Origin of the sequence: Microbacterium sp. SZ1 (assembly GCF_002362255.1) — a bacterium.
In the GTDB taxonomy this organism is placed as follows: Bacteria; Actinomycetota; Actinomycetes; order Actinomycetales; family Microbacteriaceae; genus Microbacterium.
This window is the reverse complement of sequence record NZ_LPVV01000040.1, coordinates 306,769-320,493: the sequence shown is the minus strand read 5'-3', so window position 1 is coordinate 320,493 and position 13,725 is coordinate 306,769. Positions and strand designations below refer to the sequence as shown.

The 13,725-nt window shown below is 70.3% G+C and carries 16 protein-coding genes; all 16 read left to right on the top strand.

Annotated features, from left to right (window positions below; genetic code table 11):
* The first annotated feature begins 10 nt into the window (after positions 1-10).
* Entirely contained in the window at positions 11-268 is a 258-nt protein-coding gene (rpoZ, locus tag AUC47_RS15650; RefSeq protein WP_045258544.1) for a DNA-directed RNA polymerase subunit omega, read from the top strand.
* Between the two features lie 92 nt (positions 269-360).
* Positions 361-1,554, top strand: coding sequence for a methionine adenosyltransferase (gene metK / locus AUC47_RS15645; protein WP_096716098.1), 1,194 nt, complete (start codon positions 361-363; stop codon positions 1,552-1,554).
* Between the two features lie 7 nt (positions 1,555-1,561).
* Positions 1,562-3,520: a hypothetical protein gene (locus tag AUC47_RS15640; RefSeq protein WP_096716097.1), complete on the top strand. Its 1,959-nt coding sequence runs from the start codon at positions 1,562-1,564 to the stop codon at positions 3,518-3,520.
* Between the two features lie 53 nt (positions 3,521-3,573).
* Positions 3,574-4,491: a methionyl-tRNA formyltransferase gene (fmt, locus tag AUC47_RS15635; RefSeq protein WP_096716096.1), complete on the top strand. Its 918-nt coding sequence runs from the start codon at positions 3,574-3,576 to the stop codon at positions 4,489-4,491.
* Between the two features lie 107 nt (positions 4,492-4,598).
* A complete protein-coding gene (locus AUC47_RS15630) occupies positions 4,599-6,002 on the top strand; it encodes an RsmB/NOP family class I SAM-dependent RNA methyltransferase (protein ID WP_096716095.1) in 1,404 nt (467 codons plus the stop codon).
* Complete coding sequence (gene rpe, locus AUC47_RS15625; protein WP_096716094.1) at positions 5,989-6,669, top strand: ribulose-phosphate 3-epimerase; 681 nt, start codon at positions 5,989-5,991, stop codon at positions 6,667-6,669. The genes AUC47_RS15630 and rpe overlap by 14 nt, the downstream gene beginning before the upstream one ends.
* On the top strand, positions 6,666-6,929 hold the full coding sequence (locus AUC47_RS15620; protein WP_096716093.1) for a phosphoribosyl-ATP diphosphatase: 264 nt from the start codon (positions 6,666-6,668) through the stop codon (positions 6,927-6,929). Before rpe ends, AUC47_RS15620 begins: the two co-directional genes overlap by 4 nt.
* Positions 6,930-6,970: 41 nt before the next feature.
* On the top strand, positions 6,971-7,813 hold the full coding sequence (hisG, locus tag AUC47_RS15615) for an ATP phosphoribosyltransferase (RefSeq protein ID WP_096716092.1): 843 nt from the start codon (positions 6,971-6,973) through the stop codon (positions 7,811-7,813).
* On the top strand, positions 7,813-8,574 hold the full coding sequence (hisF, locus tag AUC47_RS15610) for an imidazole glycerol phosphate synthase subunit HisF (protein WP_096716091.1): 762 nt from the start codon (positions 7,813-7,815) through the stop codon (positions 8,572-8,574). Before hisG ends, hisF begins: the two co-directional genes overlap by 1 nt.
* The gene (gene hisI, locus AUC47_RS15605; protein WP_096716090.1) at positions 8,571-8,930 is read left to right on the top strand and encodes a phosphoribosyl-AMP cyclohydrolase; all 360 of its coding nucleotides are present in this window, start codon (positions 8,571-8,573) and stop codon (positions 8,928-8,930) included. The genes hisF and hisI overlap by 4 nt, the downstream gene beginning before the upstream one ends.
* The gene (locus AUC47_RS15600) at positions 8,927-9,517 is read left to right on the top strand and encodes a Trp biosynthesis-associated membrane protein (protein WP_096716089.1); all 591 of its coding nucleotides are present in this window, start codon (positions 8,927-8,929) and stop codon (positions 9,515-9,517) included. The genes hisI and AUC47_RS15600 overlap by 4 nt, the downstream gene beginning before the upstream one ends.
* 47 nt (positions 9,518-9,564) lie before the next feature.
* Positions 9,565-9,810, top strand: coding sequence for an HGxxPAAW family protein (locus tag AUC47_RS15595; RefSeq protein ID WP_096716088.1), 246 nt, complete (start codon positions 9,565-9,567; stop codon positions 9,808-9,810).
* Positions 9,810-10,583, top strand: a complete 774-nt coding sequence (gene trpC / locus AUC47_RS15590) for an indole-3-glycerol phosphate synthase TrpC (protein WP_096716087.1) — start codon at positions 9,810-9,812, stop codon at positions 10,581-10,583. Before AUC47_RS15595 ends, trpC begins: the two co-directional genes overlap by 1 nt.
* Complete coding sequence (gene trpB / locus AUC47_RS15585; protein WP_096716086.1) at positions 10,583-11,851, top strand: tryptophan synthase subunit beta; 1,269 nt, start codon at positions 10,583-10,585, stop codon at positions 11,849-11,851. Before trpC ends, trpB begins: the two co-directional genes overlap by 1 nt.
* The gene (gene trpA, locus AUC47_RS15580; protein ID WP_096716085.1) at positions 11,848-12,651 is read left to right on the top strand and encodes a tryptophan synthase subunit alpha; all 804 of its coding nucleotides are present in this window, start codon (positions 11,848-11,850) and stop codon (positions 12,649-12,651) included. Before trpB ends, trpA begins: the two co-directional genes overlap by 4 nt.
* Before the next feature lie 10 nt (positions 12,652-12,661).
* Positions 12,662-13,690 (top strand): prolipoprotein diacylglyceryl transferase, encoded by a 1,029-nt coding sequence (gene lgt, locus AUC47_RS15575; protein ID WP_096716084.1) that lies wholly within the window; start codon positions 12,662-12,664, stop codon positions 13,688-13,690.
* Positions 13,691-13,725: the final 35 nt, after the last annotated feature.

Sequence of the window (13,725 nt, the reverse complement as noted above, 5' to 3'; positions counted from 1 at the left end):
GGAGGTCACCATGGCCGGACACCACAACAAGGGCATCATCGATCCCCCCATCGACAACCTTCTCGACCGAGTGGACTCCAAGTACGAGCTCGTCATCTACGCGGCGAAGCGCGCGCGCCAGATCAACGACTACTACTCGGACCTGCACGAGGGCAACCTCTTCGACAACGTCGGCCCGCTCGTCGACTCCTCGGTCGAGGACAAGCCGCTGACCATCGCTCTGCACGAGATCAACGAGGACAAGCTCCGCCTGCGTCACGCAGAGTGACCTCCTGTGACCGCGCCGCCGGCTGATGTCGGCGGCGCGGTTCAGAATGGGGTCCGACCCCTTCATCCGATCGATCCCGTTCTGGAGCACCGATGAGCGCCCTGCGTCTGTTCACGTCCGAGTCCGTCACCGAAGGGCACCCGGACAAGATCTGCGACCAGATCTCGGACAGCATCCTCGACGGGCTCCTGGCCAAGGACGCGGGCTCGCGTGTCGCCGTCGAGACCCTCGTGACGACCGGGCTCGTTCACGTCGCCGGGGAGATCCGCACCGACGCCTACGTCGACATCCCCACCATCGTGCGTCAGGTCGTAAACGGGATCGGCTACACGTCCAGCGACACCGGCTTCGACGGCGATTCGTGCGGAGTCAGCGTCTCGGTGGGGGAGCAGTCCTCCGACATCGCGCACGGCGTCGACAACGCGCAGGAACACCGCGACGGCTCGTCGATCGATCCGCTCGACGGCCTCGGAGCCGGCGACCAGGGCATCATGTTCGGCTTCGCGACCAACGAGACGCCGCAGCTGATGCCGATGGCGGCGTGGACCGCGCATCGCATCGCCGAACGCCTCACCGAGGTCCGCTGGTCGGGGGTCCTGCCCTTCCTGCGCCCGGACGGCAAGACGCAGGTGACCCTCGGCTACGACGGCTTCACGCCGAAGACCGTCGATGCGGTCGTCCTCTCCACGCAGCACAATCCTGACATCTCTCAGGAGGAGCTGCAGGCGCAGGTGCGCCAGCACGTCATCGATCCGGTTCTCGCGACCACGGGTCTCGACCTCGACGACATCACGTACTACATCAACCCGGCCGGACCCTTCGTCACCGGCGGCCCCAAGGGAGACGCCGGGCTCACCGGGCGCAAGATCATCATCGACACGTACGGCGGCGCTGCCCGTCACGGCGGCGGAGCGTTCAGCGGCAAGGATCCATCCAAGGTCGATCGCTCGGGCGCCTATGCGACGCGCTGGGTGGCGAAGAACGCCGTCGCCGCGGGTCTCGCAGACCGCCTGGAGGTGCAGGTCGCATATGCGATCGGTGTCGCGCGCCCGGTCGGCCTCTACGTCGAGACGTTCGGCACCGGCAAGGTCTCGGACGAGGCGATCACCCGGGCGATCCTCGATGTCTTCGACCTGCGACCGCAGGCCATCATCGAGCAGCTCGACCTGCTGCGCCCGATCTACGCGCAGACCGCCGCGTACGGGCACTTCGGACGAGAGCTCCCCGACTTCACCTGGGAGCGGACGGATCGCGCCGAGGAGCTGCGGCGGGCAGCCGGCCTCTGAGCGCGCGATGGTGACGCAGAGCCGGCGTGTCGCGCGCGTGCTCCTGGACTCCCCGCTGCCGCAGCTCGATCGGCTGTTCGACTACGCGATACCCGACGAGTTGGGCGAGGTCGGCACGGGTGTGCGGGTGCGGGTGCCTCTGCGCACGGCCGGGCGGGTACTCGACGCCTATGTCGTCGAGCTCGACCTCGAGGACGACGCGGACCGCCCGCTGTCGGAGATCGAGAGCGTCGTCTCCTCGGTGGCGGTGCTTCCGGATCGCCTCTACCGGCTGGCGCGGCGCACCGCCGACCGCGCCGCCGGGTCGGCGTCCGACATCCTCCGTCTGGTGATCCCGAAGCGGCAGGTGCGGGTCGAGAAGGCCTGGACGAACGACGCGCCCGCGGTCAAGGCATCGGATGCCGCGCGCGAGGCGACTCGGGGAGTCATCGACGCCTACGACGGGCTCGATGCCGTGCTGGAGCAGCACGGGCGCGCGGCGGTCGAGGCGATCCCGCAGCAGCGCGACGAGGAGCAGGGCTGGGCATCGCTGCTCGCGGCGGCCGCCACGTCCGTGCTCGACGGCGGCGCGTCCAGCATCCTGATCGTCCCCGACCATCGCGATCTCGATCGCCTGCTCGCAGCCCTCGAGAGCGTCGCGCCGGAGGGCACCGTCGTCCGCTACGACTCCCGACAGACGAATCCCGACCGTTATCGCGCCTTCCTCCGCTCGCTCGAAGAGTCCCCGTGCATCGTCGTCGGCAACCGCTCGGCCGTCTACGCACCGGTGCAGGCCGGCCTGGTGGCGATCTGGGACGACGGCGACCCGCTCCTCGGCGAGCCGCTGGCCCCGTACGTGAACGCGCGCGACGCGGCGCTGCTCCGGCAGGAGCAGGAGGGTTCCGCACTGCTGTTCGTCGGCCACACGCGCACCACGGATGTCGAGCGCCTCGTGGCGCGAGGGTGGCTGCAGGACGTCCGTGCGCGCAGACGTGTTCTGCCTCGGGTGATACTCAGCACTCCGCAGGAGATGGAGGCGCCCACCGCGCAGCGCATGCCCTCGTCCGCCTTCCTCTCGGCGCGCAACGCGGCCGCCGAGGGGCCCGTGCTCGTGCAGGTGTCGCGTCCGGGATTCGCCCCTTCCCTCGTCTGCGCCGAATGCCGGGCGCCCGCTCGCTGCGCCCACTGCGGGGGACCGCTCGGGGCGAAGCATCGGGGTGCCGTGCCGGTCTGCGGGTGGTGCGGTCGCGGCGCGCGCGCCTGGAGCTGCCCGGTGTGCTCCTCGACGAAGCTGCGGCTCGCCTCGTCGGGCAGCGAGCGCACCGCCGATGAGCTCGGTCGGGCGTTCCCCGGCATCCGTGTCATCGTCGCCGACAGTGCGCACCCCGTCGAGCGGGTCGCCGATAAGCCCGCTCTCGTCGTGGCGACGCGGGGGGCCGAACCGATCGCCGAGGGCGGATACCGGGCGGTGGTGCTGCTGGACGGTCCGCGGATGCTGCAGGCGCCGGATCTTCGGATCGGCGAGGCCTGTCTTCGCTGGTGGTCGAACGCCGCCGCCCTCGCCGCCCCGGGCGCGCCCGTGCACCTCGTGGGGGTCGACGGGGCCGTTGCCCGAGCCCTCGCGACGTGGAACCAGGCGGGCTACGCGCGCGCAGAACTCGCCGAGCGAGCGCCGCTGCACATGCCCCCCGCCGCACGAGTCGCGCTCGTCGAGGGGTCATCTGCGGCAGTCGGGCGAGCACTGAGCAGTCTCCGGGAGCTCGCGCTACCCGCGGATGCCGTGCTCGGGCCCGTCCCGGTGGAGTCCGACGACGTTCCGCCGCGGGTCCGCGCCCTGGTTCGCTTCGACTACGGCGCCGGAAGCAGAGTGGCGACGACGCTGCGCGCGGCGGTCGTCGCCGAGGCCGTCGCGGCCAGGCGCGGCAAGGGCCGCTCCTCTCGGAGCACACTCTCGGTCCGCCTCGATATCCTCGATCCAGAGCTTTGAGCGGCTCCGACCGCTCGGATCCCTCCCACTCGACTTCCCTCCGGAGCACCTTCATGCGTCTCGTCTTCGCCGGCACACCGTCGGCCGCCGTGCCAACCCTCCGGCGCCTCGCCGCCGAGCACGAGATCCTCGCCGTCGTCACGCGGCCGGACGCGCCTCTCGGCCGCAAACGCGTATTGACGCCGTCTCCTGTCGCCGAGACCGCCATGGAGCTCGGCCTGCCCGTGATCAAGGCGGCGCGGCTCGACGACGAGGTCACCCGACGCATCGCCGCGCTGGGACCCGAACTCGGCGTCATCGTCGCCTACGGCGGACTCGTGCGCGAGCCGCTGCTGTCAACACCCGATCGCGGGTGGATCAACCTCCATTTCTCACTGCTGCCTCGGTGGCGGGGAGCGGCCCCGGTGCAGCGGGCGCTCATCGCCGGTGATGAGAGACTGGGGGCGAGCGTCTTCCAACTCGTCCCGGAACTCGACGCAGGCGACGTCTTCGCCATGCGCGAGGCGGACATCCCGGGCGACGCGACGGCCGATGCGGCGCTCGAGGAGCTCGCGACGTTCGGCGCCGACCTCACGTCCGACGTCGTGTCGGGCATCGACGCCGGAACCCTGCACGCAGTGCCGCAGAGGGGCGAGCCCACCCTGGCTCCCAAGCTCACGTTGGACGACGGCGCTCTGGACTGGTCGCAGACGGCGTCGCAGGTGTACGCGCGCTTCCGCGGCGTGACTCCTGAGCCCGGCGCGCACACCACGGTGGGCGATCAGCGGGTGAAGATCCTCACAGCGACCCCTGCCGACGGCGCAGAACTCGCTCCGGGCGAGCTCGCCGCGACGAAGACCGCGCTGCTCGTCGGCACCGCGGATGCTCCGTTGGCCGTGACGCGTGTGCAGCCGGCAGGCAAGGGCGCCATGAACGCCACCGACTGGTGGCGCGGACTTCGCGACACCGACGGATTGCGGGCAGGCGTGTGAGCGCCCGGGGCAAGCGTCGCCCGAGCGGTCAGCGGGACGGTTCGCACGGCGATCGGCGGCGACCGTCCGAGCGTCGCGGTGGAGGAGATCGAGGACCGCAGCGTACCGTGCAGCCCGCCCGTCGGGTGGCCTACGACGTCCTGCGTGCGGTGTCCGAGTCGGACGCGTACGCGAACCTGATGCTGCCGTCCGCGATCGCGGATGCGGACCTGACCCCGCAGGACGCCGCCTTGGCCACCGAGCTCGCCTACGGCACACTCCGTCGACGTGGCACCTACGACGCCATCATCCGCGCCGCCGCCGACCGTTCTGTCGACGAGATCGATCCGGCCGTGCTCGATGCGCTCCGGCTCGCCACGCACCAGCTGCTCGCGACGCGTGTCGCCTCGCACGCCGCCGTCAACGAGTCGGTCAACCTCATCGCGTCGGCCCAGGGACGCGGCGCCGCGGGCTTCGCCAACGCCGTGCTGCGTCGCATCGCCCGTGAGACGCCGGGGGAGTGGCAGACGCGCATCGAGGATGCGGCCCGCTCGGACGACGAGCGGCTTGCGCTGCGCACCGCGCATCCCGTGTGGGTCATCCGCGCGATGCGGCGGGCTCTCGCCGCAGAAGGCCGGGCCGATGAGCTCGAGGCTCTGCTCGACGCCGACAACGTCTCGCCCGAGGTGACCCTGGTCGCACTTCCCGGTCTCGCCGAGCCGGGCGAACCCCGACGGCCGTATGCACCCACGGCCTACGGTTCCCCCGGAGGTGACCCGCACCGCGTGCTCACCGAGTCGGGCGGATCGGTGCGCGTGCAGGACGAAGGATCGCAGCTCGTCGCTCTCGCCCTGGCCGAGGCCGCTCCCATCCGTGCAGAAGAGCGGTGGCTCGACCTGTGCGCCGGCCCCGGTGGCAAGACGGCGCTCCTCGCGGCCGTGGCCCGCGAGCACGGTGTCGTGGTGGAGGCCAACGAGGTCGTGCCGGCTCGCGCGGGTCTCGTGCGCAACGCCCTGCGGTCCGTCCCCGGAGACGTCGTCGTGCACGAGGAGGACGGACGGGAGTTCGCCGCCGAGCATCCGGCGATGTTCGATCGCATCCTCGTCGACGCGCCGTGCACGGGTCTCGGCGCACTCCGTCGACGCCCCGAGGCCCGATGGCGGAAGACGCCGGCGGACGTCGCAGACCTCGTCCCGCTGCAGGTCGAGCTGCTGACCGCGGCGCTCGACGCGCTCGCCCCCGGCGGGATCGTCGCGTACGTCACGTGCTCGCCCCACCTCGCCGAGACCACGGGTGTCGTGCAGGATGTCCTGCGCGGGCGCACCGACATCATCGAGCTCGACGCCCGGTCGGCGGTCTCGCGCGTGGCTCGATCGCCGATCGACCTGGGCTCGGACGGCTCCGGGCGGGTGCAGTTGTGGCCGCACCGGCACGGAACGGACGCCATGTTCCTCGCGCTGCTGCAGCGCACCGAATCGGACGCACGCGGCGACTCGGCCGCAGAAGGAGACGACACCCGTGGAACTGCCTGACGCCCCTCGCATCAACCCCAGCATCCTCGCCGCGGACTTCGTCAACATGCAGCGCGACCTCGCGAAGATCGTGACGGCCGACTTCGCCCATGTCGACGTGATGGACAACCACTTCGTGCCGAACCTGACCTTCGGTCCGCAGATGGTCCAGCGCATCCAGGCGACGAGCCCGATCCCGCTCGACGTGCACCTCATGATCACCGATCCTGATCGCTGGGCGCCCGGATACGCCGAACTGGGTGCCGCGAGCGTGACGTTCCACCTCGAGGCCGCGGCGGATCCGATCTCGCTCGCGCGCCGGCTGCGGAGCATCGGAGCGCGGGCGGGTGTGGCGATCAAGCCCGACACACCCGCCGAGGGTCTCTACTCCGTGCTCGACGAGTTCGACCAGATCCTCGTGATGACGGTGGAGCCCGGTTTCGGCGGGCAGGGCTTCATGCCCGAGACGATGCCGAAGCTGCGGGCGCTCGCGGACGAGGCGAAGCGACGGGGCTCGACCGTGTGGCTGCAGGTCGACGGCGGCATCTCCGACGAGACGATCGAGCAGGCGGCCGCCGCGGGGGCCGACACGTTCGTGGCGGGATCGGCGGTCTACGGGGCGGACGACGTGGAGGCCGCCGTCACCCGGCTCAGGGACCGTGCGCGAGCCGCTAGCCTGGAATCGTGAAGACTTTCGACGAGCTGTTCGCTGAGCTCAGCCACAAGGCCGAGACCCGCCCCGAGGGATCGGGCACGGTCGCGGAGCTCGACGGCGGCGTGCACACGATCGGCAAGAAGATCGTCGAGGAGGCCGCCGAGGTCTGGATGGCGTCGGAGTACGAGTCCGACGAGGCCGCGGCGGAGGAGATCTCGCAGCTGCTCTACCACGTGCAGGTGATGATGATCGCGAAGGGCCTGAGCCTGCAGGACGTCTACCGACATCTGTGATGCGCCGCCCCGCCCCCTCCACTCCGAACTGAAGGCTGTTCATGCTGCGCATCGCCGTTCCCAACAAGGGGTCTCTGTCCGAGACCGCTGCCGAGATGCTCGCGGAGGCCGGCTACGCCGGTCGCCGTGACACCAAGACCCTGCACGTCGTCGACACCGAGAACGACGTGGAGTTCTTCTTCCTTCGTCCCAAGGACATCGCGACGTACGTCGGCTCCGGTGCGATCGACGTGGGGATCACCGGTCGTGACCTGCTCCTCGATGCCCGCATGCCGGGCGCTCGCGAGATCGAGGCTCTGGGCTTCGCCGCGTCCACGTTCCGGTTCGCGGCGCCGGCGGGACGCTACACCGACGTGTCGCAGCTCGACGGCTTGCGCATCGCCACGTCGTATCCGGGCCTCGTGGATTCGTTCCTCGACGAGCGGGGCATCGCCGTCGACCTCGTACCGCTCGACGGCGCGGTGGAGTCCGCGGTGCAGCTCGGGGTGGCTGACGCCGTCGCCGATGTGGTGGAGACGGGCACGACGCTCCGCCAGGCGGGCCTCGACGTCTTCGGCCCGGCGATCCTCGAATCAGAGGCCGTGCTGATCGCGGGTCCTCACGACGCCGAAGGATCCGAGACGCTGCTGCGCCGGCTCCGCGGCGTCATGGTCGCCCGACGCTTCGTGATGATCGACTACGACCTGCCCGTGGCGCTCCTCGATGACGCGGTGAAGGTCGCCGGCGGCATCGAGTCGCCGACCGTGTCGCCGCTGCGCGATCCGGAGTGGGTCGCGGTGCGCGTCATGGTCGCCCGGTCGCGGGTGAACCCCGTCATGGACGAGCTGTATGCCCTGGGTGCACGGGCGATCCTCGTGACCGCGATCCACAACGCGAGGCTCTGATGACGCTCGCGAGCCGGGTCATCCCGTGCCTCGACGTCGCGGCCGGCCGCGTGGTCAAGGGCGTGAACTTCGAGAACCTCCGTGACATGGGCGACCCCGTCGAGCTGGCGCGGCACTATGCGGCCCAGGGTGCCGACGAGATCACCTTCCTCGACGTGACGGCCACCGTCGATGCTCGCGCGACGACGTACGACGTGGTCCAGCGGACGGCGGAGCAGGTCTTCGTGCCGCTGACGGTCGGCGGGGGAGTGCGCTCGGTCGAGGACGTCGCGCGTCTGCTCGCGGTCGGCGCGGACAAGGCGGGCGTCAACTCGGCGGCCATCGCGCGTCCGGACCTGATCGGCGAGATCGCCGACCGGTTCGGCGCGCAGGTGCTCGTGCTGTCGCTCGACGTCAAGCGCGCGGATACCGCCCCGTCCGGCTTCGTCGTCACCACGCACGGCGGACGCACGCAGACGACGCTGGACGCCCTCGAGTGGGCACGCGAGGCGGCGGAGCGCGGCGCGGGCGAGCTGCTCGTGAACTCCATCGACGCGGACGGCACCCGCGACGGCTTCGACCTCGAACTCGTCGGCCTCATGCGCGAGGTCGCGGCGGTCCCCGTGATCGCCTCGGGCGGCGCGGGTGCGGTCGAGCATTTCGCCCCCGCCATCACAGCCGGAGCGGATGCCGTGCTCGCCGCAAGCGTCTTCCACACCGGCGCCCTGACGGTCGGAGACGTCAAGGACGCGCTGCGCGCGGAGGGAGTGGTGGTCCGGTGAGCTCGATCGAGGAGCGGATCGCCCAGGTCGTCTTCAACGACGACGGCCTCACGCCGGCGATCGTCCAGCAGTGGGACACCGGCGAGGTCTTGATGCTCGCTTGGATGGATGCCGAGGCGCTGCGCCGCACTCTGACCACCGGACGCGCGGTGTACTGGTCGCGCTCACGCCGCGAGTACTGGCGCAAGGGCGACACCTCCGGCAATATCCAGGTCGTCCGCGAGGCGCGACTGGATTGCGACGGCGATGCCATCCTCCTGCGTGTCGATCAGACGGGTCCCGCGTGCCACACGGGCACCCGCACCTGCTTCGACACGACCGATCTCGAGGCGGTCGACGGGGGCGCGAGCGCATGAGCCTGGCTCGTCGCGGCCGCTCCATCGCGGTGCTCGGTTTCCTCCTCGCCGGGGCGATCGGCATCATCTCGTCGACCCAGACCTGGCTGACGGTGGAACGGGCGGATGCCGGCGAGGCCATTCTCGTCCCCGGGGCCTCCGCGTTGCCGCTCCTCGCGCCGCTGAGTCTGGCGGTGCTCGCGCTCGGTCTCGCCCTGTCGATCGTGGGACCCGTGCTGCGCCTCGTGTTCGGAGCACTCGGCGCGGCATCCGCCGTCTTCCTCGGGTGGACGACGCTGCAGCTGCTCGTCTCCGATCCGCTCGCCGCCGTCGGTCCCACCGTCACCGAGACGACGGGTCTCGCCGGCAGCGCGGCGATCGCCGACGTCGTCGTCGGTATCGAGCGGTCCGCATGGCCGTCGATCACCCTGGTCGGATGGATCGTGCTGCTGGCCGCAGCCGTCGTCGTCCTGATCACCTGGCGCCGGTGGAAGACGGGCGGCCGCCGATTCCGCACCGACGCCCCGCACGCGGCCGAGACCGCCGGTCCCGTCGACGCGATCGATTCCTGGGACGACCTGTCGCGCGGAACCGATCCGACGCGCTGACCCCGATAGACTTGACCCGATCCCGCACGCCGTCCCCGGAGGAGAACATGACCAACCCGATCGCCGATCCCGGCCACGGACACTCGCCTGCCGCCTGGACGGCCGTGATCATCATGCTCTTCGGGTTCACGCTCGCGACGGTGGCGTTCTGCCTCGCCGAGTTCGCCGGATTCTGGGTGCCGCTGATCTACGTCGGTGCCGTGATCGTTCCGATCGGTGCTCTGGTCGGCTGGCTGCTCGCGCGCGCCGGCTACGGCGTCAAGGGTCCGAAGTACTCGCCGAAGGGGCACTAGTGGTCCTCGCCGACCTCACGGCCGGCGCTGTCGCAGACGCCGAGCGTCGCGCACTCACCCGGCCGCTGGCCGACGTCGAGCGCGTCGCTCTCGCGCGGCCTGCGGCGAAGGACGCGCTGTCGTTCCTCGCTCCGGCTGAGCGGGTGAAGATCATCGCCGAGGTCAAGCGTGCGAGTCCCTCGCGCGGCGCCCTCGCCGAGATCCCCGACCCGGCACTGCAGGCCTCGCTGTACGAGCTCGGCGGGGCGTCCACGATCAGCGTGCTGACGGAGGAGCGACGGTTCGGCGGCAGCCTCGCCGATCTCGAGGCCGTGACCGCGCGCGTGGCCCTGCCGGTGCTGCGCAAGGACTTCATCGCGACGCGATATCAGGTGCTCGAGGCGCGGGCCGCTGGGGCCGACCTCGTGCTGCTCATCGTGGCGGGTCTCGAGCCGGGCGTGCTCCGAGAGCTCTACGACTTCGTGCTCGAACTCGGCATGACCCCGCTCGTCGAGACCCACTCGGCCGAGGAGCTCGAAGTCGCGATCGATCTCGGCGCGTCCCTGATCGGCGTCAACGCCCGTGATCTCACGACCCTCGAACTCGACCGCGACCTGTTCGGCCGTCTGGTCGATCGCATCCCGGACTCCGCGGTCAAGATCGCCGAGTCAGCGGTGCTGACCCCCGCCGACGTCACGCACTACCGCTCCGCGGGTGCGGACGTCGTCCTGATCGGTGAGGCCCTCGTGACGGGCGACCCGATCGCCACTCTCAAGAGCTTCCTGGAGGCGTGATGAGCCTGCGTGACCAGCATGGTCCACTGTTCGGCGACTACGGCGGGCGGTACATGCCCGAATCGCTGATCGCTGCCATCGACGAGCTGACCGTCGCCTACGACGCGGCGATCGCCGACCCCGAGTTCCGGGCGGAGCTGTCCTCTCTGCTGAGCTCGTACGCCGGCCGCCCGTCACCCCTCACCGAGGTGGCGCGCTTCGCGGAGCACGCGGGCGGAGCACGGGTGTTCCTCAAGCGCGAAGACCTCAACCACACCGGTTCGCACAAGATCAACAACGTGCTCGGTCAGGCCCTGCTCACCAAGCGCCTCGGCAAGACCCGCGTCATCGCCGAGACCGGTGCCGGTCAGCACGGCGTCGCGACCGCGACCGCAGCGGCCCTCTTCGGCCTCGACTGCACCATCTACATGGGAGAGGTCGACACGGAGCGGCAGGCGCTCAACGTCGCCCGCATGCGCCTGCTCGGCGCGGAGGTCGTGCCGGTGCGGTCCGGATCGCGCACGCTCAAGGACGCGATCAACGACGCGTACCGCGACTGGGTGGCGTCCGTAGAGACGACCAATTACATCTTCGGCACGGCGGCGGGCCCGCACCCGTTCCCGGCGATGGTGCGCGACTTCCAGAAGATCATCGGCGAAGAGGCCAGGCAGCAGCTCCTCGACGAGGTCGGTCGTCTCCCGGATGCCGTGATCGCGTGCGTCGGTGGCGGGTCGAACGCGATCGGCATGTTCGACGCGTTCCTCGACGACGCCGAGGTGAAGCTCTACGGGGTGGAGGCGGCCGGCGACGGCGTCGACACCCCGAAGCACGCCGCCTCGATCGAACGCGGACGCCCCGGCATCCTGCACGGCGCCAAGACCTACGTGCTGCAGGACGAAGACGGTCAAACCGTCGAGTCTCATTCGATCTCGGCGGGCCTCGACTATCCGGGCGTCGGACCCGAGCACGCGTGGCTCGCCGACATCGGTCGGGCGGAGTACATCCCGGCGACCGACGACGAGGCGATGCAGGCGCTGCGCCTGCTCAGCCGCACCGAGGGGATCATCCCCGCCGTGGAGTCCGCACACGCTCTCGCAGGCGCGCTGCGTCTCGGGCGGGAGATGGGAGCGGATGCCGTGCTCGCCGTCTGCCTGTCGGGACGCGGCGACAAGGACATGGACACGGCGGCGCGCTACTTCGACCTGTACGACCGCTCGGCTCTCGAGCACGACGTCGAGCACGAGAGCGCCGAGGAGGCCGCGGCGTCGAAGGGGGAGCCCGAGCTATGAGCCGTGTGGAACAGGCGATCGAGGCGGCGCACGCAGCCGGTCGAAGCGCCTTCGTCGGATACCTCCCCGTCGGCTTCCCCGATCTCGAGACCAGCATCCAGGCGGCCATCACCCTCGCGGAGAACGGCGTCGACATCATCGAGCTCGGCCCGCCGTACAGCGATCCGGTCATGGACGGTGCCGTCATCCAGGAGGCAACGACCGCGGCCCTCGCGAACGGCTTCAAGATGAAGGACCTGTTCACGGCGGTGCGGGCGATCACCGAGGCGACCGAGGTCCCCGTGCTCGTGATGACGTACTGGAACCCCGTGTTCCAGTACGGCGTCGACCGCTACGCCGACGACCTGCTCGCGGCGGGCGGCGCGGGGCTCATCACGCCCGACATCACGCCGGACGTCGCGGGCGAGTGGATCGCCGCGAGCGAGCGCACCGGCCTCGACCGCGTCTTCCTCGCCGCCCCGACTTCGTCCGACGAGCGGCTGTCGCTCGTCGTCGAATCGTCGACCGGCTTCGTCTACACCGTGTCCACCATGGGCATCACGGGCGAGCGCGCCGAGCTCGACCGGGCGGCGCGCACGCTGGTCGAGCGTCTGCGCGCGGCCGGATCGACCCGGGCCTGCGTCGGCATCGGCATCTCGACCGCCGAGCAGATCGCCGGCGTCTCCGAGTACGCCGATGGCGCGATCGTCGGCACAGCACTCGTCCGAGCCCTCCGTGACGGCGGGATCCCCGCCCTCGCCGAGGTCACCCGCACCCTGGCCGCCGGGACCGCATCCGCGCGGCCCGTACACGAGAACTAGAATCGCACTCATGTCCCACGCGCTCCACAGCACCTTCAGCGGCGTGCTCGCCAGCATCCCCAGTCCGCCCGTCTCGTACTTCGACATCGGACCGCTGCGCATCCACTTCTACGCGCTGTGCATCATCGCCGGCATCATCGCCGCCGTGCTGCTCACGAACCACCGACTGACGCGACGCGGAGCGGAGCCCTGGGTCGTCATCGACATCTCGATCCTCGCTGTCCCGCTCGCCATCATCGGCGCGCGCATCTTCCACGTGCTCACCCACCCGGGTTTCTACTTCGGCGAGGGCAAGAACACCTGGAACCCCTTCGAGCCCGGCTCGGTGTGGGCGATCTGGGAGGGGGGCATCGCGATCTTCGGCGCCCTCATCGGCGGCGCCATCGGCGCGTACCTGGGATGCCGCTGGACCGGCATCCGCTTCTGGACCTTCGCCGATGCCCTCGCACCCGGCCTCCTGCTCGCCCAGGCCATGGGACGCTTCGGCAACTGGTTCAATCACGAGCTGTTCGGTCTGCCGACCGACCTGCCCTGGGGTCTCGAGATCGAGTCGGACAACTCCGCCTTCCCCCCTGGCCTGCCCGAGGGGACGCTGTTCCACCCGACGTTCCTGTACGAGGTCATCTGGAACCTGCTCGGCGTCGTCGTCCTGCTCTGGCTCAGCCGCAAGGTCACGAGCCTGCAGTGGGGCCGCCTCTTCGCCATCTACCTCATCTGGTACAGCGCCGGTCGCGTGGTCTGGGAGTCGATCCGCATCGATCCGAGCGAGATCATCCTCGGTCTGCGCAGCAACGTCTGGGCCGCGATCATCGGCATCATCGTGGGTCTCGCGATCCTCGTCGTGCAGTCGCGTCGTCACCTCGGTCTGGAGCCGTCGCCGTACCAGCCGGGTCGCGGGCGGAAGGATCTGGACGCTGATGTAGACTCGCAGGACAATCCCTCCGACTTCGTGGACCTGAGTGAGCCTCCGTCCGAAGAAGTCGCCGCAGGAGCCAGCGCCACAAGCACCGCTCCCACGGACACGGAAGGCGCCCGATAGCCGACCGGTCCGTGCGGACCCCATCGCATCAGCCC